This is a genomic window from Mesorhizobium sp. M2A.F.Ca.ET.046.03.2.1, from assembly GCF_003952425.1.
Taxonomy (GTDB): domain Bacteria; phylum Pseudomonadota; class Alphaproteobacteria; order Rhizobiales; family Rhizobiaceae; genus Mesorhizobium.
Genome location: NZ_CP034449.1, coordinates 4,832,348 through 4,852,947 on the forward strand (window position 1 = coordinate 4,832,348; position 20,600 = coordinate 4,852,947).

A 20,600-nucleotide genomic window follows, 5' to 3' on the forward strand; every position below is an offset into this window, starting at 1 on the left:
TCTTCTCTAGGATCTCGAAAAGGCCGGCTTCTGCCTGGCCTTGAAGGCGCCGACGCCGGCTTTGAGGTCGCCCGTCAGCGCAATGAAGCCGCTGGCCAGCGCCTCGGTCGCGGCTGCGTCTTCCTCGCCCTCGGCAACGCCGATCATCAGCTTGGCGGCCTCGGTCGCCAGCGGGCCGCGCTCGGCGATCTTTTCGGCCCAGCTTCTGGCTTCGTCGAAAGCCTTGCCGGTTTCGACCAGCCGGTCGACGATGCCGTCCGCCAGCGCGTCGGCCGCCAGGAAAATCTCGCCGCCAATCGCCATCCGGCGCACGATCTGTGCACCGAAGCGGCGCACGGCGCGTTGCGTGCCCGACCATCCGGGAACGACGCCGATAGAGGTTTCGGGGAAGCCGAGTTTTATCTGCGTTTCGGCGACGCGGAAATCGCAAGCGGCCGCCAGCTCCAGCCCGCCACCCAGCGCATGGCCGGACAGAACCGCGATGGTCGGTTGCCGGAGCCGCGCCAGCCGGTCGAAGACGCGGTGGCCATAGCGCACCCATTGCACCTGAAAATCGGCGGCGCTCATCGCGCCCCAGGCTTCGACGTCGCCGCCGGCGCAAAAGCCCTTGCCTTCGCCACGGATGAGAACGGCGCGGACGCCCTCGGCCCGCTCCGCCTCGTCGAGCGCTGCTTCCAGGGCACGCAGCATCGGGATGTCGAGCGCGTTGAACTTTTCCGGCCGGCGCAGCGTGACGATGCCGATCGCGCCATCCTGCTCGAAAGTTACGAGTTCAGCCATGCGCGCCTCCGAGCGAAGCACCGCCGTTGAGCGACAGACCGATCGGCCGGTTCTGATAGAGCGCCGCAGGCGTGACCTTGAGGTCGTTGGCGACGGAGAGCGGGATCTCGGCCTGCGCCAGCACATCGCGTTCGAGGTCCACGCCAGGGGCAAGCTCCGTGACCATCAAGCCGTCGGGCGTCAGCTTCATGACGCAGCGCTCGGTGACATAGGTGATGTCCTGTCCCTGCGCGACGGCCCTCTTGCCGGAGAAGGAAATGTGCTCGACCTCCTCGACCACTTTCTTGACCTTGCCTTCCTGGTCGATGCGGATCGCGCCATTGGCCAGCGAGAGTTTCGCGCCGGCATTGAAGAAGCCGGAGAAGACGATCTTCCTCGCCCGCGCCGTGATGTCGACGAAGCCACCCGCGCCGGCGGTGACATGGGGCCGCGCCGAAAGTTTCGAGACATTGACCGAGCCGTGGCGGTCGATCTGCAGGAAGGAGAGCAGCGAGGCGTCGAAGCCGCCGGCCTGGAAATAGATGAATTGGTGCGGCGAGGGCATGATCGCCTCGGCATTCGAGGCGCAGCCGAACTTGAAGTCGAGCAGCGGTACGCCGCCGACCGCGCCCTGCTCGATCACCCAGGTGACCTTGCCGTGCTGGCCTTCCTCGAGAAGGATGCGAGGCACGTTGGCGGAGATGCCGAAGCCGATGTTGACGGCCATGCCGTCGCGCAATTCCATGGCGACGCGGCGCGCGATCACCTTCTGGATGTTCACCTCCGGCGTGCGGAAACTCGACAGTGGCCGGAAGATCTCGCCCGAGATCGCCGGGTCGTAAGGCGTCTGCGTCGTCTGCAACTGATCGGGCGCCACCACGATATGGTCGACCAGCACGCCGGGAACGCGGACGTCGTGCGGCTTCAGCGTGCCGTTCTCGACGACGCGCTTCACCTGCGCAATGACAATGCCGCCATTGTTGCGGGCGGCAAGCGCCTGCTCCAACCCGCCGAGATAGGCACCCTCATGCTCGTAGGTGAGGTTGCCGCGCTCGTCGGCGGAGGTGGCGCGGATGATTGAGATATTCGGCACGATCGAGCGGAAGTAGAGCCATTCCTCGCCGTCGAACTGCTCAACCGACACGATCGGCTCGCTGGCGGCGGCGTTCATGGCGCAGCCCTGGTGGCGCGGATCGGCGAACGTATCGAGGCCGACCTTGGTCAGCACGCCGGGGCGCTTGGCGGCAGCCTCGCGATGCATGTCGAACAGGATGCCCGACGGCACGTTGTAGGCCGCGACTGAATTGTCGCCGATCATCTTCCAGATCTGTGGCGGCTCGGCGGAGGAGGGGCCGGACGGATAGGAGCCGCACAGCGTGCGCTTCAACAGGCCGGGCTTGGCGAGATGGTCGATGCCCTTGATGCCATACATGTCGCCGGCGGCGATCGGATGCAGCGTCGTGATCGCCTTCGGATGGCCTTCCGCGTCGAAGCGCTCGCCGATCGCGGCAAGCACGGCGTCGGGGCAGCCGAGGCCGCTCGACGACGATACCGAGACGACCATGCCGTCCTTGATCAGGCTGGCGGCGTATGCCGCCGAGACGAGCTTGCTCAATCGAGGCTCCCAAGTTGCGGGTCGATGGTCACAGCCTTGCCGGTCTTCGACGATTGCAGCGCGGCTTCGGCCGAAGCCAGCGACCAGATGCCGTCCTCGCCGGTGGCGGAAGGCTGGCCTTCGCCGCGGATCGCGGCGTGGAACTGGCGGACCGAGCGGGTATAGAGGTCCTCGCGGTCGAAGCTCAGCTCTTCCTCGCCGCTCGCGGTGCGCAGCAGCACCGAGCCGATCGGCTTCTGCGTCATCACATTGGCGGCGATCAGCGAGCCTTCCGTCCCGTGCACCTCGAAGCCGGTGCCGGCATATTTCGTGGTGAAGCCCTCATGCGATTGGGCGATGACGCCGGACTTGAAGCGCCAGATGCACATGGCGCCGTCCTCCAGCCCGCTTCCAGCCATGCCGGCCGATTGCGTGAAGGCCGAAACCTCGACCGGATCGTCGCCGAGCACGAAGCGCAGCGTGTCGGCATCGTGCACCGTGATGTCGAGCACCACGCCGCCGCCGGCCTCGGGCCTGGTGATACGCCAGCCTTGCAGGTTCTCCGGCAGAAAGACCGAGTGGAAGACGCGCGCCGCGATCGGCTTGCCGATGCGGCCGGCGGCGATCGCCTCTCGCATGGCGCGATGAGCGCCGGCGTTGCGCAGGTGATGATTGGTACCGAAGACGATGCCGGCGTTCTTCGCTGCCGAAACCATCGTCTTAGCATCGGCGCTAGTCAGCGCCAGCGGCTTTTCGCACAGCACATGCTTGCCCGCCTTGATCGCGGCCATGCCCTGCTCAAGATGCAATTCGTTGGTGGTGGAGATGTAGACGGCGTCGATGTCCGAGTTGAGCAGAGCGTCGAGGGTCGAGACGGCGGCCGGAATGCCGTTCTCGCGGGCGTAGGCCTCCGCGCGCTCCGCGTTCGAACTCATCACGGCTGCGATCTCGCCATTGGCCTGCGCGCGGATGGCGCTGATCATGAACTGCTTGGCGATCGTGCTGGCGCCGATTAGTCCCCATCGCGTGCTCATGCCGCGTCTCCCACCTGGCTGTTGCGGTTTGGCCCGCTGCTTTCCCGCACGACCAGGCTGACGGCGCCGATATGGTCCTCGGCGCGCGTGGTGCGCGACTGGATCATCTTCAGCATCACGTGGGCGGCGCGCTCGCCCAGCCCCGCGGTGTCGACGGCAACGCTGGTCAGCGCCGGGCTGTAATGCTCGGCCTCGGCGACGTCGTCGAAGCCGACGACGGCGAAGTCCGCTCCCGCCTCGAGGCCGCGCTTGCGCAATGCCAGCATGACACCGAAGGCAACCGCGTCGTTGAAGCAAAGGGCCGCCGTCGGCGGTTCGGGCATGACCAGCGCCGTCTCCAGGCAGGCCATGCCGCCCTTGCGGCTGGTCTCGCCCTCGACGATCGTCCGGTCTGCAACGGGGATGGCGAACGCCTCGCAGGCTTCGAGGAACCCGCCCAGACGCTCCTGATAGACGACGAGGTCGGACGAACCGCCGAAGAAGGCGAGGCGGCGATGGCCCTTGCGGATCAGATGCTCGGTGGCAAGGCAGGCGCCGCGACGATTGTCGGGGGCGATCGCCGGGATGCGGCTTTCGGGCAGCCTGCGCATGGCGAACACCACGGGCACGCCAGCCGCTTCGATGCGCCGGAAAGCCCCAGGCGTCGTGCCGCGCGCCGGCGAGACGATCAGGCCGGCCACACCCTGCTCCATCATCGATTTCAGCACCTCTTCCTGGCGTACCGGGTTCTCCGCCGTGTTGGCTATGAAGGGGACGACGCCTGCCGCCTGAAACACGCGCTCCATGCCGACCGCAAGCTCGGCGAAAAAGGGGTTGGTGAGATCGTTGATCACCATGCCGATGACGTTGGAATGGGCCTTGCGCAGATTGGCGGCGCCGCGGTTGTAGACATAGCCGACATCCTCGATCGCCTTGCGCACCTTGACCGCGGTTTCAGGCCGGATCAGCCCGCTGCCCTGCAGTACGAGCGACACCGTCGATTTGGATACGCCGGCCTCGCGGGCGATGTCCAGGATCGTCGCCTTGGCCCGGCTGGCCATCCTCGTTCCGTCCTCCACGGTTTTGAGCAAATTTTATTGGAACGTTCTAATCACCGTTCCAAATCAGAGTCAATCGTGATTCCCGCGGGATTTGAAAAATTGATTGGTGCGGTTCAGAAGCCCATTAATGCGGGCGTTTCTCCACGGCGGGACTATGCCCTGACGGCTCGAATCCCAAGATCATAGAGCTTCTTGATTTATTGGAACGTTCCATTTATAGGAGCCGCAACGGGAGAGTTCCATGGACATCATCTTGCCTGCGGCAAACGGCGACCAGATCGGCTACCGGCTCGTCGGCAAGCCGGTCGAGCCGAGCAAGAACGCGCATTTTTCGCGCATCGCCTATGCCGCCGCCCATGTCGTCGCCGACCCCATCGCCATGACCAATCCGTGGTCGCGGCCAGCGGTCGACTGGGACAAGACCATGGCGTTCCGTCATCATCTGTGGCGGCTCGGCTTCCGCATCGCCGAGGCCATGGACACCTCTCAGCGCGGCATGGGTTTCGATTGGGCGAGCGCCAAGGAGTTGATCCGCCGCTCGGTCGCCGAGGCCAGAACAGTGCCGGGCGCCGACCTTGCTTCAGGGGCGGGGACCGATCACCTGGCGCCGGCGGCGGTCAAAACGCTCGACGACGTCATCGGCGCCTATGAGGAGCAGTTCGGCTTCATCGAAGGCGAGGGCGGCAAGGCGATCATGATGGCGAGCCGCGCGCTGGCGGCGGTGGCAAAAGGGCCGGACGATTATACCCGGGTCTACGACCGCATCCTGTCGCAGGCCTCCGGCAAGGTCATCCTGCACTGGCTCGGCGACATGTTCGATCCGGCGCTCAGGGGCTATTGGGGCAGCAGCGATTTCGACGCGGCACTGGATACGGTCGTCGCCATCATCGAGCGGCATGCAGACAAGGTCGAGGGCATCAAGATATCGCTGCTCGATGCCGAGAAGGAAGTGCAGTTGCGCGACCGGCTGCCCGAGGGTGTCGTGATGTTCACCGGCGACGACTTCAACTATCCGGAGCTGATCGCCGGCGACGGCAGGCGGCATTCGCACGCGCTGCTCGGCATCTTCGACGCCATCGCGCCCGTGGCCAATGCCGCGCTGGCGAAGCTGGCTGAAGGCGACAAGGCCGGCTATGACGCGCTGATGGCGCCGACCGTGCCGCTGTCGCGAAAAATCTTCGAAGCGCCGACCGAATACTACAAGGCCGGCATCGTCTTCATGGCTTGGTTGAACGGGCATCAGGACCATTTCACCATGATCGGCGGCATGCAGTCGGCGCGCGGCATATGCCACTATGCGGACGTGTTCCGCCTAGCCGACCAGGCAGGCCTGCTGGCCGATCCCGATCTTGCCTCCGCCAGGATGAAGAGCCTGCTGGCGACGGCCGGCATCTGAACCGATCGCCCGGCGGCGATTTGCGTTCCGCCGGCAAACCTGTATTCGCTTGCCAAAATCGCGTTGCACCAAGGCGGACTACGGGTGAGCAGATGGAAGTTCCCGGCTTGAGCAGGGCTGTCCGGGGAAAGGTTCGGGTGAATCGAAATGCCGCATGTGCATGCCCCGTAAGACGGGGATTTTCCGTCTACCTTCTGGTTGTCGAGACTCAGAAAGGGAACGGGGCATGCGCTTTACGCCTAGCATTCTTGGCAAGCTGGTTGAACCGATCAATCGTCGCCGCTTCCAGACGATTGTGGATAGCCATGACGGGGATGCGTATGACAAGTCGTTCAAGAGCTGGGACCATCTCGTGGTGTTGATCTATGCTCAGCTCAGCGGCGCGACGAGCCTTCGCAGCCTGCAAGCCGGCTGGAACGCCAACTGCCAGCACCATTACCACCTCGGCAGCGACCTGTTGCGGCGCTCGACCTTGTCGGACGCCAACCGGCGCCGCCCTGTAGCCGTCTTCGCCGAGACGTTCGCCCTGCTTGCAGGCCAACTCGACCGGCAGATGCGTCGCGAAGGCAGTGCCATGCTGCGGCTGATCGATTCCACGCCCATCCCGCTCGGCAAGCTTTGCGACTGGGCCAAGTCGAACGGCCGCATCCGCGGCATGAAGCTGCATATCGTCTATGATCCAGACAGCGACTGTCCGCGCGTCCTCGACATCACCGATGCCAACGTCAACGACGCCCAGATCGGCCGCACCATCTCTATCGAAGACGGTGCGACCTACGTGTTCGACAAGGGTTACTGCCACTACGGCTGGTGGACGGCGATCGCGGCGGCGCAAGCCTTCTTCGTCACCCGGCCCAAAACCAACATGGGGCTCAAGCTGGTGTGCGATCGTCCCCTCGCAGCCATGCACGGCGATGGCTTCACCGTGCTTGAGGATGCCGAGGTGAGCTTTGCCAGCAAAGGCGATTCCAAACTGCCGATCCGCTTGCGTCGCATCATCGTGAAGCGAGACGAAGGCGACACCATCACGCTGCTGACCAACGATCTCGAGCGCTCGGCCGCCGACATAGCAGCCCTCTACAAGGGGCGCTGGCAGATTGAGCTCCTGTTCCGCTGGATCAAGCAGCACCTCAAGATCCGTAAGTTCCTCGGCAACAATGACAACGCCATCCGCCTGCAGCTCTTCGCCGCCATGATCGCCTATGCGCTGTTGCGCATTGCAGCGCGCGCATATCGCGTTGCACTGCCGATCCTGCGCTTCACCGACCTGGTGACACGATGCCTGTTCGAGCGGCGCCACATCGCCGCCATCGACAAACCGCCGCCCGTCAATCCAAGTCGAAGGTACCCCCGCTGCTCTCCCGATCAGATGAGCCTCGACTATGTCTAACTTTCCCCGGACAGCCCTGCGGCTTGAGGGGGCGGGTGGCGGTCATTACCGCGGCCGGCCAGAACATCGGCAAGGCCGTCGCCCTGGCGTTCGCTCGAGCGGGGGCGCACATCGTGATTACCGGCGGCAGCGATCTGGCCAAGATCGAGGCCGTGGCGGATGAGGCGCGATCCTTAGGCGTCGAGGCGGTGGCCTCCGTCTGCGACGGCACCGACGAGACTGCCATGAACGCCTTGATCGAATGGGCGGTCGCGGAACTCGGCGGCGTCGACATCGCGGTATCCTGCGTCGGGATAGGACCGCATCAGCCGATCGCGGAGATCACCCTTCAGGACTGGCAGAAGGTGATGAACACCAATCTCGGATCGGCTTTCATCCTGACCCAGGCGGTGCTTCCGCACATGCGCAGGAGGAAGTATGGCCGCCTGCTTTACATGGCGGGCACGGACGCCCTTTTCCCGCTGGCAAACAGGGCGCATGTGGTCGCCGCGAAGCACGGCATGCACGGCCTGGCGAAGGCCGTGGCTCTGGAATGTGGGCCGGACGGGGTGACCGCCAACAGCATCGCGCCTGGATGGCTGGACACCGACCGAAACGCGGCGTGGTATCCCGATCTTGAGAAGACCTACGAGCATGTGAGAGCCACGGTGCCGCTCAGGACGTTGGGGACCGCCGAGGACGTCGCCAATGCCTGCCTCTATCTCGCATCGGACATGGGCAAGTTCGTCACCGGACATTTGTTGCACGTCAACGGCGGCGAGTTCATGGTGTAGGACCGCAATCGGCAAGGGGGCGCGTCGGCGTGAAGGGATACTGGCTCATCGTCGGAACCGAGATTTCGGACCAGGAAGCGCAGGCCGAATATGCCCGGCTCTGGAAGCCGATCGGCGAAAAATACCAGGCACGCACCAACACGACAAAGCAGCCGCCGCTGCTCGTCGAGGCGCGTGACGCCAAGCGCATGGTGCTTGTGGAATTTCCGTCGCTGGACATTGCCAAGGCCTGCTACGCCGACCCGGCCTATGAGGAAGCCATGCGCTTCGCGCTGAAGGCGTCGAATCGTACGCTGGTGATGTTCGAAGGGGATCTGGGGTAGAAAAGCGGATGGGCCGACGGGCTGCTCAGGCGAGAGAATTTTTCCCACTGAGGCAAAAAAGCCATGCCGACCGATGGGCGGCCCGCAACGATTCACGTGAGGTCAAAAGCGGTAGTTCAGGCTCAGCGAAACCGTATGGGTGCTAGGCTTGACGAATGTTGGGCCAACCAACACGCTGTCGTCTTCGAAATTATGATCCGAGAAATGCGCGTAGGCGTAATCAAGGCCGACAACCCATTTGTCATTGAGCGCGTAATCTGCGCCAACACCGATCGTCCAGCCGGTATAAGTCCGGTCAAACTTCGTATCTCCAAAACCGAGAACGCTATATCCGGTATCGTGCAGGTGCAGGAAGGCCACGCCGCCCTTAACATAGGGGAGAAAATTGCCCATCGCGTATCCGGCCTTGGCGACGATATCGCCCTGCCAATCGGCAGCGGTCTCGAATGTTTCACTGTCGATCGTCGGCACGGTCTTCTTGTTGAACACGGCAACCAGACGGGCCTCCGCTCCAACAACGAAATTGTTGTCGAACTGGTACTGGTAGCCTACTTGGCCGCCAATCGATGCCGATGTGCTGTCGCCATCATATCCGCTGGGATCATCATTGGGAATCCTCACATCACCCTTGAGAAAATTGACCCCGGCCACTGCGCCAATATACGCGCCTGTCCAATTGTAGGACGAGGGCTCGACTGACAATGCGTCGGCGGCAAAGGCTGACGAACAAAACCCAACAAGCATTGCCGATGTGAGTAGAGCCGTCCTCATAACCCGCCTATCGCTCCGGTCCGCCATTGCATCCATGGGTTGATAGCACGGGTTTCAGGGGTGCGCTGTAACACAGCGGCAACAGTGGCGCTGGTGGATGCGTCCCGAGAGATTGCTTCCGACACCGTGAGCGTCGGACGCAACGAAAAACGGGGTTCCTGTGCCAGAAAGTGGCGGAGACGGCTAAGTTATTGAAAGGATGGTGGGCGTGACAAGGATTGAACTTGTGACCCCTGCAATGTCAATGCAGTGCTCTCCCGCTGAGCTACACGCCCATCCGACGCCGCGCATACACCACTTTTGATCCGGCACGTCAATAGCGGGAATGTGGAAAGACGGCTTCCGTTTGTCGCATCGGCGAAGCGCCTGCCGATGCAGGGCCCGATCCGGGCTGGAGGCGGCTCAGGCGGCCTGCAGCATCTTCTCGACCTCGTTAACGAGATCGCGCAGGTGGAAGGGCTTCGACAGCACCTTGGCGTCCTTGGGGGCCTTGGAATCGGGATTGAGCGCGACGGCAGCGAAGCCGGTGATGAACATCACCTTGAGGTCGGGATCGATCTCGGTGGCGCGGCGGGCAAGCTCGATGCCGTCCATCTCCGGCATGACGATGTCGGTCAGCAGCAGCGAGAAAGGCTCCTCGCGCAGCCGCTCATAGGCGCTGGCGCCATTGTCGAAATCGCTTACCTGGTAGCCGGCGCGTTCCAGCGCCTTGACGAGGAAGCGGCGCATATCGTCATCGTCTTCCGCCAGCAGAATGCGTGCCATCATGTCCCGTCCGAATCACCCGCCCCAAGCCTGCCGCCGGGCTAGGCCGTTAACCATCCTGTATATGAGATGGAGCCGGTAAACATCAAGTGAATGAAGGGCATGCCAGATGTGGTTCGCGGCGCGGTTTTGCCGCCTGAAATGCTGGACATGCCGCACGCAAGGTGGCAAGTTTTGCGTCATGACGCAGTGCTTCATCCTGGTTCATAAAAATTGAAGACGGCAGCCGAGGATTTTTCGGTCGTTCCACCCTTCGAAATCCGATCGGGCGCCGAGCAGCGCGTCCCTTTCCTGTTCAACTCGCCGCATAGCGGCCGCCACTATCCGGAGCGGTTCCTGGCCATGGCGCGGCTCGACCGCAACGCCATCCGCCGGTCGGAGGACTGCTATGTCGAGGAGCTGTTCGGCGGCGCCGTGCCGCTCGGCGCGCCGCTGCTGGCGGCGAACTTTCCGCGCGCTTATCTCGACGTCAACCGCGAGCCTTGGGAACTCGATCCGCGCATGTTCGCGGAGCCGGTGCCGTCCTTCTGCAATATCCGTTCGGCGCGTGTCGCCGGCGGGCTGGGCACCGTGCCGAAACTGGTCGGCGAGGGGCTCGACATCTATCCCGGCCGGCTGCCTTTGTCCGAGGCCGTCGCGCGCATCGAAGCGGTGTACAAACCTTACCACGAGACGCTGAAGCGGCTTTTGACCAGGACGCATGCCAGGTTCGGCTATGCCGTGCTTATCGACTGCCATTCGATGCCGGCCTCGATCCGCGTCGGCGACAATGGCGTTCGGCCCGACTTCATCATCGGCGACCGGTTCGGCATCTCGGCCTCGCCGGCGCTCACTGAGATGGCGATCAGCCTGCTTGTCGGCATGGGCTACACGGTCGCGCACAACAAGCCCTATGCCGGCGGCTTCATCACCGAGCATTACGGCCGACCGGCGCGGCATCTGCATGCGCTGCAAATCGAGGTCAATCGCGGGCTTTACATGGACGAGCGGACGTTCCAGAAGTCGGCCGGCTTCGATGCCTTGGCTTGCGACCTGACCCGCTTCTCGGCCGATCTGATGTCGATGCCCGATCATCATTTCGTCGATTTGCCGCTCGCGGCCGAATGACGGCGCGCCCGAGTTCTTGATAAACGCAATTCCGGATGGAAAACCGCGTCACGCTTTTCCTGGAATTGCTCGAAAAAAAGACCGCATCGTTTTCACGACACGGTCGAAGTCTAGGGAGGAAACGCCCAAGGAGGGCATGGACAGGAAAACCTGTCCGACGACAAAATTATTGTGCGGCGCACAAATGTCAATCGACAGCTGGATTTTTTAATTCAATATGATGTGGAAATTCCGCTTCGGCGGTTCAGTTGTGGCATTAAGGCAACATAAAGCGGGCGCCTGACCGGTATTCAGCGCGCCTGTTCTGCGAGAAAGAGCGGCTGGCAAGAGCCGCGATGGGGAGAGCGACTTGGATATCAGCACCGATTTCATGCGGCGCATAGCGCATGCCGCCGCAGCGGAAACCTTGCCGCGCTTCCGCAGCCAGGGGGTGGTCGCCAACAAGGAGGCGGGAAGCTTCGACCCAGTCACGGAGGCCGATCGCGAAGCCGAGCGCGCGATCCGGGCGCTGATCTCCGCCGAATATCCCGAGCACGGCATTCTCGGCGAAGAACATGGCAGCCAGAACATCACCAGCCGGCATGTCTGGGTGATCGACCCGATCGACGGCACCCGCGCCTTCATTTCCGGCCTTCCGGTCTGGGGAACGCTGGTCGGGTTGACCGCCGACGGCGACGCGGTTGCCGGCATGATGTCGCAGCCCTTCACCGGCGAGCTGTTCTATGCCAACGCCTCCGGCTCGCACTATGAAGGACCGGGCGGCCCGCGCAGGCTCTCGACCCGCAAGACCACCGACCTCGCGCAAGCGACGCTGTTCACGACCACGCCGGCGCTTTTCAAGGGCGAAGCGCGCAAGCGCTACGACCAGTTCGAAACGAAAGTCCAACTCGCCCGCTACGGAACCGACTGCTACGCCTTCGCCATGGTGGCGGCGGGCTGTGTCGACATCGTCGCCGATCCGGGCCTGAAGCCCTACGACATCGTCGCGCTGATCCCGATCATCGAGAAGGCCGGCGGCGTCGTCACCACTTTCGAAGGGGCCCCGGCGGAGAAGGGCGGCGATATATTGGCTGCGGCGACGCCGGAGCTGCACGCCGCGGCAATGGCGGCGCTGCGCGGCTGATCGGGCGCGTTCAGGGAGCGTCGCCGGTGCCTGGAATGAAGGCATCGAAGGCGGCGAGCAACTGCTCGCGGTAGATGTCCCTCTCCTGCAGGATTTCGTGCTCGGCGCCGTCGATCATCAACAGCGAGCCGACGCGCAATTTCCTGGCATAGGCTTCCACGGCCTTGGTCGAGACCACCCGGTCGGCGCCGGCGGCGACGATCAGCATCGGAACCTTGACCCTTGCCATGAAATCCGGATCGCTGACGGCTTCCGCGGCCGCGGCTGCGGCCTTCAGCCAGCGGATGGTCGGGCCGCCGAGCGCGAGCTGCGGCCAGGCCTCATAGATCCCGACATTGCGGCGGTAGCGCGCCGGGTCCGAGGTCACCTTGTTCACCTCGAAAGCCGGCGGCACTTTCGGGCGTGGACCGATCGCCGCGTAGAGCCAGCCGAGGCCAAGCGCGCAGAAGATCGCGCACACGCGCCGCACGGTGGCGATCGAGACCGGCATGTCCGGCACCTCCAGAAAAGGCGCCAGCAGCACCATGCGCCGCACCCGATTGACCATGGACGGCGAGGCAAGCAGCGCAATCACCGCCCCGGTCGAGTGGGCGAGGATGTAATAGGGGCCGCGGCAGTCGGGCAGCACGATCTCTTCGAAAAATTGCTCCAGGTCGCGCGCATAGTCGCGGAAGCTGCGGACATGGCCGCGCTGGCGGTCGCGCAGCAGGCGGCTGGAATCGCCCTGGCCGCGCCAATCGAGGATGGCGACGCCGAAGCCGCGATCGGCGAGATTGCGGATGGTCTCGAAATATTTCTCGATGCACTCGTTGCGCCCGGTCAGCAGAACCACCGTGCCCAGCAGCGGGCGGGCGACGGCGGCAAAGACGCCGTAGCGGATCTTCTTGCCGTCGGGCGTTGTGAAGAAGCCGCCCGCGGCATTCCGCGGCGCGGGATTGTCCTCGGTCAGATGGAAAAGATCCGTCATTCGGCGAGTCGCTGGTTGTTCTTTGCCCGAGCGGGCAAGGCGTCGGCATGGTGATAGACGGCCAGGCGGCAAAAGCAAAGGCGCCGCGAGGATTTACGCAACCGCCCTGAAATGGGAAGGCCGGAAGTGCCTGCGGCGCACTTCCGGCCTCTGTCGATCCGGGAGGAAGGGACGTTGCACCCGGTTCGGCCTCGGCGGCGCCGGGATCAAAGCACCGCTTGTCTCTTTGTCTTGCGCAATTCCGGTCGGAAAGCGCCTCGCGCTTCTCTTGGAATTGCTCCAACTTGACCAAAGCCTAGTGCCGAGCGGCTGAACGGATGCCGAAGCTGCGGTTCATCCGCCGTTCATCAACATGGCGGTTTTGCGTCGATCAAAAAGCCTTGAAATGGCTTTCTCCGCTTCCCAAATGAAGTTTGCGGCAGCCGATTGTCGGGGTCGCTGGCCTATCCGGAACGCCTTTCGAGGGTTTCGTACCGGGTCACACGCAAACCATGTTGCTCAACAGGAGAACACCTCATGCGTCACGTTGATTTTTCCCCACTTTATCGTTCGACCGTCGGCTTCGACCGGCTGTTCACCATGCTCGATTCGCTCGGCCAGCCCGAGACCGCGCAGACCTATCCGCCCTATAACATCGAGCGCACCGGCGAGAACGCCTATCGCATCTCGATGGCCGTTGCCGGCTTCTCGGAAGACGAAATCTCGATTGAAGCCCACCGCAACGTGCTGACCGTCAAGGGCGAGCGCAAGGAAGAGGGCAATGGCGAGGGTTCCGAGCTGCTCTACCGAGGCATTGCCTCGCGCGCTTTCGAGCGCCGCTTCCAGCTCGCCGACCATGTCGAGGTCGAGGGCGCCACGCTGAAGAACGGCCTGCTCTTCGTCGACCTCAAGCGCAACATTCCCGAGGAGCTGAAGCCGCGCAAGATCGCGATTACCCAGTCTTCGGACAAGGCCAAGCAGATCGAGGCGAAAGCGACCGCGTAATCCGCGGACTTTTCCAGACGACGTCTCCCTCCCGAGACGAAAGCGGCGCTGCGAGGCGCCGCTTTTTATTGGGTGCGCCCGCCTACGGGCCTTTCTGACCTCTTTTGAAGCTGCGGCGGAGCATGAAGGCCCCTGGTGAACCAGCCTCATCGTCGAGCCGAGCGGCGGCTTGGTCATGGCAGGACGCTCAGCCGAGCAATTGGCCCAGGCGGTCGATCTCCTCGGTCGTGGTCGCGAAGCTGGCGACGAAGCGGTAGATCGCTTCATTGTCGCCGAGATGGCCGTCGAATCCTGAAGGCACGCCCCATTCATGGAATTTGCCGCCAGCCGCCCGCAGCCTTTCAGCCGTGGCGCTGTCGAGGACCGCGAAGACCTCGTTGGCTTGCGGCAGCCAGGCGAGCCTGCCCGTCGGCGCGTCCTCGATCGTCTCGGCCAGACGCGCTGCCATTTGATTGGCGTGCCCGGCCATCCTCAGCCACAGGTCGTCGGTGAAATAGGCTTCGAACTGGGCCGAGATGAAGCGCGCCTTGGAGAAGGTCTGCCCGGCGCGCTGACGGTGCAGGCGCAGGTCCTTACTGACATCCGGATTGAGGATCAGCACCGCGTCGGCCATCCAGCAGCCATTCTTGGTGGCGCCGAAGGAGATGACGTCGACGCCGCTCTTCCAGGTCATTTCGGCCGGGCTGATGCTAGTCGCGGCAATCGCATTGGCGAAGCGCGCGCCGTCCATGTGCAGCGGCAGCTTGTGGCGGCGGCTGACCTCGGCGATCGCCTTGACGTCGTCGACGCTATAGACCGTGCCGACCTCGGTCGCTTGGGTGATGGTGACCGCCATCGGCTGACCGGCGGGAGCCAGATCCTGCGAATAGCGCTTGATAGCCCGGTCGAGCGCTTCCGGATTGATGCGCCCCAGCGGCCCGGGAACCGGCGCCATGCGCGCGCCGCCGGTGTAGAAACCCATCGCGCCGAACTCGTCGACATTCATATGCGCTTCGGAGTGGCAAAGCGCGATGCCGCCGATACGGTTCAACGCGGCCATCGAAAGCGCGTTCGCCGCGGTGCCGGTCGCGGCGAAGAAGACTTGCACCTCCCGCTCGAAAATCTCGTTGAAGCGGCGATAGACGGCCCGGTCCAGATCGCCGTCGCCATAGGCGACAGCGGATCCGTCGGCATGGCGCGACAGATTGGCCGAAATGTCGGGATGGACGCCCGCCCAGTTGTCGGAAGCAAAGAACATCGAGAGATCCGTATCGTGATTACCAAAAGCGGCGGGACTTGACCGCTTAGGCGGGAGAAGCGCAAGGGCCAATCACCGGCAAAGCGGTGAAGCCAGCGCCTAGCCTCGAAAGACCCGGATCGAAGCTTGCGTTGCCGGTACTCGTCACGAAATTTTGTGTCGCGTCACGCCCAAGTTTTTTGTGAATCGGTCTTGTATGGTCCCCTGATTTCTGCCATAAAAATTTAGGACAGTAGTGCTGTCTTATTTTGTCGCACAAAACAGGCTGGACTGGCGTATCATTGCTGCCATTCCGGCCATTGTCGCGAGCGGCGGGTAGACGGCCCGGCTCTGGCCTGTACGATACCGGATGCGAACCGGGCGTATAGCCGTATGGTTCGATGGATTTCGCAAGACGTGCAGCAAGGATCAAGGGGAAGCCTTGTGCTTCCCAAGGCAAGCCAGCGCCCTGAGACAGTCGGGGCCAAGGTGGAGAACGGAGGATAGGACGATGACGGAACTGACGCCATCTGCGATCTACGGCCAGGCCGCGCAGACGAAAGCGGCAGCCGTTAAAAACACCGTCCGGACCCAAGCCCTCCGAACTTCCGGCGGCCCGGCCGCCCAGGGCCTCTACGATCCGCGCAACGAGCATGACGCCTGCGGCGTCGGCTTCATCGCCAATATGAAGGGCGTGAAGTCGCACCGGATCGTCGAGGACGGTCTGGCGATGCTGGAAAACCTCACCCATCGCGGCGCCGTCGGCGCTGACCCGCTGGTCGGCGACGGCGCCGGCGTGCTGGTGCAGATCCCGGACGCTTTCTTCCGCGAGGAAATGGCGGCCAAGGGCGTCGAACTGCCGCCTGCAGGTCAATACGGCGTCGGCCATTGGTTCATGCCGCAGGACGCGGCGCTTCGCGCCCATATCGAAGAGATCATCGCCGAATCGGCGCAGTCGGAGGGGCTGCCGCTCATCGGCTTCCGCGACGTGCCGGTCGACAATTCGTCGCTGTCGAAGGCGCCCGATATCGAGGCCTCGGAGCCTTTCCACCGGCAGGTGTTCATCGGCCGTACGGCCGACATCCCGGATGACGAGGAATACGAGGCGCGGCTCTATTTGCTGCGCAAGGTGATCTCGGGCCGCATCTATGCTGAGAACGACAACAAGGACATCGGCGCCTATTGCGTGTCGCTGTCGGCGCGCACCATCATCTACAAGGGCATGTTCCTGGCCTACCAGGTCGGCGCCTATTATAAGGACCTCAAGGATCCGCGCTTCGAAACGGCGCTGATCCTCGTTCACCAGCGCTTCTCGACCAACACCTTCCCGTCGTGGAAGCTGGCGCATCCCTATCGCATGGTCGCGCATAACGGCGAGATCAACACCGTGCGCGGCAACAACAACTGGATGGCGGCGCGCCAGGCCTCGGTCGATTCCGAGCTGTTCGGCAACAACATCTCGAAGCTGTGGCCCATCTCCTATGAGGGCCAGTCGGACACGGCGTGCTTCGACAACGCGCTGGAGTTCCTGTTCCAGGGCGGCTATTCGCTCACCCACGCCATGATGATGCTGATACCGGAAGCCTGGGCCGGCAACAAGCTCATGGATGCCGACCGCAAGGCTTTCTACGAGTATCATGCGGCGCTGATGGAGCCGTGGGATGGTCCGGCGGCGGTGGTGTTCACCGACGGTCGCCAGATCGGCGCCACGCTCGACCGCAACGGCCTGCGCCCGGCGCGCTACATCGTCACCGACGACGACCGCGTCATCATGGCGTCGGAAGCCGGCGCGCTGCCGGTGCCGGAGGAAAAGATCGTGCAGAAGTGGCGGCTGCAGCCCGGCCGCATGCTGCTGATCGACCTCGCCAAGGGCCGCATCATCTCCGACGAGGAGATCAAGTCGGAGATCGCGACCAGGCATCCCTACAAGACCTGGCTCGTCAACACGCAGTTGATCCTGGAAGACCTCAAGCCGGTCGAGCCGCGCGCGCTGCGCAAGGATGTCAGCCTGCTCGATCGCCAGCAGTCCTTCGGCTACACGCAGGAAGACACCAAGCTTCTGATGGCGCCGATGGCTACCACCGGCCAGGAAGCTGTGGGCTCGATGGGCACCGACACGCCGATCTCGGCCATGTCGGACAGGTCGAAGCTGCTCTACACCTATTTCAAGCAGAACTTCGCCCAGGTCACCAACCCGCCGATCGACCCGATCCGTGAGGAGCTGGTGATGAGCCTGGTGTCCTTCATCGGGCCGCGGCCGAACATCTTCGACCTGGTCGGCACATCGCGCCGCAAGCGGCTCGAGGTGCGCCAGCCGATCCTGACCAACGGCGATCTCGAAAAGATCCGCTCCATCGGCCACACCGAGGACCGTTTCGACACCAAGACGATCGACATCACCTACGGCTCGAACGAGGGCGCCGCGGGCATGCAGGGCGCCATCGACCGGCTCTGCGAGCGCGCGGAGGCGGCGGTCGCCGGCGGCTACAACATCATCATCCTGTCGGACCGTCAGGTCGGCCCCGACCGCATCGCCATTCCAGCCCTTTTGGCCACGGCGGCGGTGCACCACCACCTGATCCGCAAGGGGTTGCGCACGTCGGTCGGCCTCGTCGTCGAGTCCGGCGAGCCGCGCGAGGTGCATCATTTCTGCTGCCTCGCCGGCTATGGCGCCGAGGCGATCAACCCTTATCTTGCCTTCGACACGCTGCTCGACATGCACAAGCGCGGCGAGCTGCCGGCCGAGGTCGACAAATACGAGGTGGTCTCGCGCTACATCAAGTCGATCGGCAAGGGCATCCTCAAGGTGATGTCCAAGATGGGCATCTCGACCTACCAGTCCTATTGCGGCGCGCAGATCTTCGACGCGATCGGGTTGAAGTCCGATTTCGTCGAGAAGTATTTCACCGGCACCGCGACGCTGATCGAAGGCGTCGGACTGGACGAGGTCGCCGCCGAGACGCTCAGCCGCCATGCGGACGCCTTCGGCAGCGATCCGGTGCTGCGCAACAGCCTGGAGGTCGGCGGCGAATACATGTTCCGCATGCGCGGCGAGGCGCATATGTGGTCGCCGGATGCAGTCGCTACCTTGCAGCATGCCGTGCGGCAGGGGTCCTGGGACACGTTCAAGGAGTATTCGGCGCAGATCGACAGCGCGACCGCGCGGGCGCAAACCATCCGCGGCCTGTTCAAGATCAAGCTGGCCGAAGAAACCGGCCGCAAGAAGGTCGCGATCGAGGATGTCATGCCGGCGGCCGAGATCGTGAAGCGCTTCTCGACCGGGGCGATGTCGTTCGGATCGATCTCACGCGAGGCGCACACCACGCTGGCGCGCGCCATGAACCAGATCGGCGGCAAGTCGAACACCGGCGAAGGTGGCGAAGAGGCCGACCGCTATCTGCCGCTGCCCGGCGGCGGCAAGAACCCGGAACGTTCGGCGATCAAGCAGGTCGCTTCGGGACGGTTCGGCGTCACGGCGGAGTATCTGGTCAATTCCGACGTCATGCAGATCAAGGTGGCGCAAGGCGCCAAGCCCGGCGAGGGCGGCCAGCTGCCTGGTCACAAGGTCGACGCCACCATCGCCAAGGTCAGGCACTCGACGCCGGGCGTCGGCCTTATCTCGCCGCCGCCGCATCACGACATCTATTCGATCGAGGATCTGGCGCAGCTGATCTACGACCTGAAGAACGTCAATCCGGCAGCCGACGTCTCGGTCAAGCTGGTGTCGGAAGTCGGCGTCGGCACGGTCGCGGCGGGCGTCGCCAAGGCGCGCGCCGACCACATCACCATCTCCGGCTATGATGGCGGCACCGGCGCTTCGCCGCTGACCTCGCTCAAGCATGCCGGCAGCCCGTGGGAAATGGGCCTTGCCGAGACGCATCAGACGCTGGTGCTCAACGGCTTGCGCAGCAGAGTCGCGCTGCAGGTCGATGGCGGGTTGCGCACCGGGCGCGACGTCATCATCGGCGCGCTGCTCGGCGCCGACGAGTTCGGCTTCTCGACCGCGCCGCTGATCGCGGCGGGCTGCATCATGATGCGCAAGTGCCACCTCAACACCTGCCCGGTCGGCGTGGCGACGCAGGATCCGGTGCTGCGCAAGCGCTTCAAGGGCACGCCCGAGCATGTCATCAACTTCTTCTTCTATGTGGCGGAAGAGGTGCGTGCACTGCTCGCCGAAATGGGCTTCACCCATCTCGACCAGATCATCGGCGACAGCGACCTCCTGGAAAAACGCGACGTGATCCAGCACTGGAAGGCGCGCGGGCTCGACTTCTCGAAGATGTTCTTCAAGCCCGACGCGCCGCATGAGGCGCTGCACTGGACCGAGCGGCAGAAGCATCCGATCGACGACGTGCTCGACCGCAAGCTGATCGAGCTGGCTAAGCCGGCGCTCGAAGCCAGACAGCCCGTCACCATCGAGCTGCCGATCCGCAACGTCGACCGCTCCGCTGGCGCCATGCTGTCGGGCGAGGTCGCCAAACGCTTCAAGCACAAGGGCCTTCGGGAAGACACGATCCAGGTGAAGCTCACCGGCACGGCCGGCCAGTCCTTCGGCGCGTTTCTCGCGCGCGGCGTGTCGTTCGAGCTGGTCGGCGCCGGCAACGACTATGTCGGCAAGGGCCTGTCGGGCGGCCGCATCGTCATCCGCCCGCCGGAAGAAGCCAAGATCGTCGCAGCGGAATCGATCATCGTCGGCAACACGGTGCTCTATGGCGCCACCGAGGGCGAGGCTTACTTCGCCGGCGTGGCCGGCGAGCGCTTCGCCGTGCGCAATTCGGGCGTGGCGGCTGTCGTCGAGGGCGTCGGCGACCATGGCTGCGAATACATGACTGGCGGCATCGTCGTCGTGCTCGGCAAGACCGGGCGCAACTTCGCGGCCGGCATGTCGGGCGGCGTCGCCTATGTGCTGGACGAGAAGGGCGATTTCGCCGAACGCTGCAACATGGCGATGGTCGAGCTGGAGCCGGTCCCGGAAGAGGACGATTTGATGGAGAAGCTGCTCCATCACGGCGGCGACCTCGACCACAAGGGCCGCGTCGACGTGTCGGGCGACATGACCAGCCATGACGAGGAACGGCTCTACCAGCTGATCTCGAACCACGTGCATTACACCGGCTCGGTGCGCGGCCGCGAGATCCTGGACGACTGGCAGAACTTCCGGCCGAAATTCCGCAAGATCATGCCGGTGGAGTATCGCCGCGCCCTGATCGAGATGGAACGCATGCGCATGAGCGTGGCGGCGGAATAGGCATCGGGCATGGCCGGAAAGATGACTTTCCGGCCGGCATCCTCACCAACAATCCTGACCCCGAGAGCATGACCCCGCAAAGTGGGAACTCGGCGAAGGTCATGCTCCAG

Annotated in this window: 16 protein-coding genes and 1 tRNA gene; 8 read left to right on the top strand and 9 right to left on the bottom strand. The window is 63.8% G+C overall.

All coding sequences use genetic code 11. From position 1 onward, the window contains the following. Positions 1-6: 6 nt before the first annotated feature. From EJ072_RS23070 to EJ072_RS23085, 4 genes are read right to left on the bottom strand one after another with little or no spacing between them, the layout of a single operon-like run. Entirely contained in the window at positions 7-780 is a 774-nt protein-coding gene (locus EJ072_RS23070; protein WP_126081448.1) for an enoyl-CoA hydratase/isomerase family protein, read from the bottom strand. Next, on the bottom strand, positions 773-2,374 hold the full coding sequence (locus EJ072_RS23075) for an acyl CoA:acetate/3-ketoacid CoA transferase (RefSeq protein WP_126081449.1): 1,602 nt from the start codon (positions 2,372-2,374) through the stop codon (positions 773-775). The genes EJ072_RS23070 and EJ072_RS23075 overlap by 8 nt, the downstream gene beginning before the upstream one ends. Beyond that, the gene (locus EJ072_RS23080) at positions 2,371-3,387 is read right to left on the bottom strand and encodes a Gfo/Idh/MocA family oxidoreductase (RefSeq protein ID WP_126081450.1); all 1,017 of its coding nucleotides are present in this window, start codon (positions 3,385-3,387) and stop codon (positions 2,371-2,373) included. The genes EJ072_RS23075 and EJ072_RS23080 overlap by 4 nt, the downstream gene beginning before the upstream one ends. Further along, a complete protein-coding gene (locus EJ072_RS23085; RefSeq protein ID WP_126081451.1) occupies positions 3,384-4,427 on the bottom strand; it encodes a LacI family DNA-binding transcriptional regulator in 1,044 nt (347 codons plus the stop codon). Before EJ072_RS23085 ends, EJ072_RS23080 begins: the two co-directional genes overlap by 4 nt. A gap of 241 nt (positions 4,428-4,668) precedes the next feature. On the opposite strand from EJ072_RS23085, the gene EJ072_RS23090 reads away from it, so the two are divergent. From EJ072_RS23090 to EJ072_RS23105, 4 genes are all read left to right on the top strand, one after another. Continuing rightward, positions 4,669-5,823, top strand: a complete 1,155-nt coding sequence (locus EJ072_RS23090) for a dihydrodipicolinate synthase family protein (protein ID WP_126081452.1) — start codon at positions 4,669-4,671, stop codon at positions 5,821-5,823. Positions 5,824-6,049: 226 nt separating this feature from the next. Next, a complete protein-coding gene (locus EJ072_RS23095) occupies positions 6,050-7,213 on the top strand; it encodes an IS4 family transposase (protein WP_126078352.1) in 1,164 nt (387 codons plus the stop codon). Between the two features lie 35 nt (positions 7,214-7,248). Then, the gene (locus tag EJ072_RS23100) at positions 7,249-7,986 is read left to right on the top strand and encodes an SDR family NAD(P)-dependent oxidoreductase (protein WP_189343081.1); all 738 of its coding nucleotides are present in this window, start codon (positions 7,249-7,251) and stop codon (positions 7,984-7,986) included. 29 nt (positions 7,987-8,015) lie between these two features. Next, a complete protein-coding gene (locus tag EJ072_RS23105; protein ID WP_126081454.1) occupies positions 8,016-8,309 on the top strand; it encodes a DUF1330 domain-containing protein in 294 nt (97 codons plus the stop codon). A gap of 102 nt (positions 8,310-8,411) precedes the next feature. Here EJ072_RS23105 and EJ072_RS23110 read toward each other — a convergent pair whose 3' ends face one another. The 3 genes from EJ072_RS23110 to EJ072_RS23120 all read right to left on the bottom strand — a co-directional run bounded on the left by EJ072_RS23110 (position 8,412) and on the right by EJ072_RS23120 (position 9,845). Further along, positions 8,412-9,053: an outer membrane protein gene (locus EJ072_RS23110; RefSeq protein WP_189343082.1), complete on the bottom strand. Its 642-nt coding sequence runs from the start codon at positions 9,051-9,053 to the stop codon at positions 8,412-8,414. A 227-nt stretch (positions 9,054-9,280) separates the two neighbouring features. Continuing rightward, positions 9,281-9,355 (bottom strand) — tRNA-Val (locus EJ072_RS23115). 127 nt (positions 9,356-9,482) lie between these two features. Next, positions 9,483-9,845: a response regulator gene (locus tag EJ072_RS23120; protein WP_006199474.1), complete on the bottom strand. Its 363-nt coding sequence runs from the start codon at positions 9,843-9,845 to the stop codon at positions 9,483-9,485. A 213-nt stretch (positions 9,846-10,058) separates the two neighbouring features. Here EJ072_RS23120 and EJ072_RS23125 point away from each other — a divergent pair, with 213 nt between their 5' ends. Together EJ072_RS23125 and hisN are read left to right on the top strand one after the other, a co-directional pair. Continuing rightward, the gene (locus EJ072_RS23125) at positions 10,059-10,952 is read left to right on the top strand and encodes an N-formylglutamate amidohydrolase (RefSeq protein WP_042639392.1); all 894 of its coding nucleotides are present in this window, start codon (positions 10,059-10,061) and stop codon (positions 10,950-10,952) included. 349 nt (positions 10,953-11,301) lie between these two features. Continuing rightward, entirely contained in the window at positions 11,302-12,075 is a 774-nt protein-coding gene (gene hisN / locus EJ072_RS23130) for a histidinol-phosphatase (protein ID WP_126081456.1), read from the top strand. 10 nt (positions 12,076-12,085) lie between these two features. Here the strand turns inward: hisN and EJ072_RS23135 are convergent, their stop codons facing one another. After that, positions 12,086-13,042, bottom strand: coding sequence for an alpha/beta hydrolase (locus EJ072_RS23135; RefSeq protein ID WP_126081457.1), 957 nt, complete (start codon positions 13,040-13,042; stop codon positions 12,086-12,088). Between the two features lie 516 nt (positions 13,043-13,558). On the opposite strand from EJ072_RS23135, the gene EJ072_RS23140 reads away from it, so the two are divergent. Beyond that, positions 13,559-14,026, top strand: a complete 468-nt coding sequence (locus EJ072_RS23140) for an Hsp20 family protein (RefSeq protein ID WP_126081458.1) — start codon at positions 13,559-13,561, stop codon at positions 14,024-14,026. Positions 14,027-14,213: 187 nt separating this feature from the next. Here the strand turns inward: EJ072_RS23140 and EJ072_RS23145 are convergent, their stop codons facing one another. Further along, entirely contained in the window at positions 14,214-15,263 is a 1,050-nt protein-coding gene (locus tag EJ072_RS23145; RefSeq protein WP_126081459.1) for a low specificity L-threonine aldolase, read from the bottom strand. Positions 15,264-15,753: 490 nt separating this feature from the next. Here EJ072_RS23145 and gltB point away from each other — a divergent pair, with 490 nt between their 5' ends. After that, positions 15,754-20,490 (top strand): glutamate synthase large subunit, encoded by a 4,737-nt coding sequence (gene gltB, locus EJ072_RS23150; RefSeq protein ID WP_126081460.1) that lies wholly within the window; start codon positions 15,754-15,756, stop codon positions 20,488-20,490. Positions 20,491-20,600 lie beyond the last annotated feature (110 nt).

What these genes read in the sequence shown, in the direction of transcription:
- EJ072_RS23070 (WP_126081448.1), bottom strand. Translation starts at nt 780, where the DNA reads ATGGCTGAACTCGTAACTTTCGAGCAGGATGGCGCGATCGGCATCGTC.
- EJ072_RS23080 (WP_126081450.1), bottom strand. Translation starts at nt 3,387, where the DNA reads ATGAGCACGCGATGGGGACTAATCGGCGCCAGCACGATCGCCAAGCAG.
- EJ072_RS23085 (WP_126081451.1), bottom strand. Translation starts at nt 4,427, where the DNA reads ATGGCCAGCCGGGCCAAGGCGACGATCCTGGACATCGCCCGCGAGGCC.
- EJ072_RS23090 (WP_126081452.1), top strand. Translation starts at nt 4,669, where the DNA reads ATGGACATCATCTTGCCTGCGGCAAACGGCGACCAGATCGGCTACCGG.
- EJ072_RS23095 (WP_126078352.1), top strand. Translation starts at nt 6,050, where the DNA reads ATGCGCTTTACGCCTAGCATTCTTGGCAAGCTGGTTGAACCGATCAAT.
- EJ072_RS23110 (WP_189343082.1), bottom strand. Translation starts at nt 9,053, where the DNA reads ATGCTTGTTGGGTTTTGTTCGTCAGCCTTTGCCGCCGACGCATTGTCA.
- EJ072_RS23120 (WP_006199474.1), bottom strand. Translation starts at nt 9,845, where the DNA reads ATGGCACGCATTCTGCTGGCGGAAGACGATGACGATATGCGCCGCTTC.
- EJ072_RS23135 (WP_126081457.1), bottom strand. Translation starts at nt 13,042, where the DNA reads ATGACGGATCTTTTCCATCTGACCGAGGACAATCCCGCGCCGCGGAAT.
- EJ072_RS23140 (WP_126081458.1), top strand. Translation starts at nt 13,559, where the DNA reads ATGCGTCACGTTGATTTTTCCCCACTTTATCGTTCGACCGTCGGCTTC.
- EJ072_RS23145 (WP_126081459.1), bottom strand. Translation starts at nt 15,263, where the DNA reads ATGTTCTTTGCTTCCGACAACTGGGCGGGCGTCCATCCCGACATTTCG.
- gltB (WP_126081460.1), top strand. Translation starts at nt 15,754, where the DNA reads ATGACGGAACTGACGCCATCTGCGATCTACGGCCAGGCCGCGCAGACG.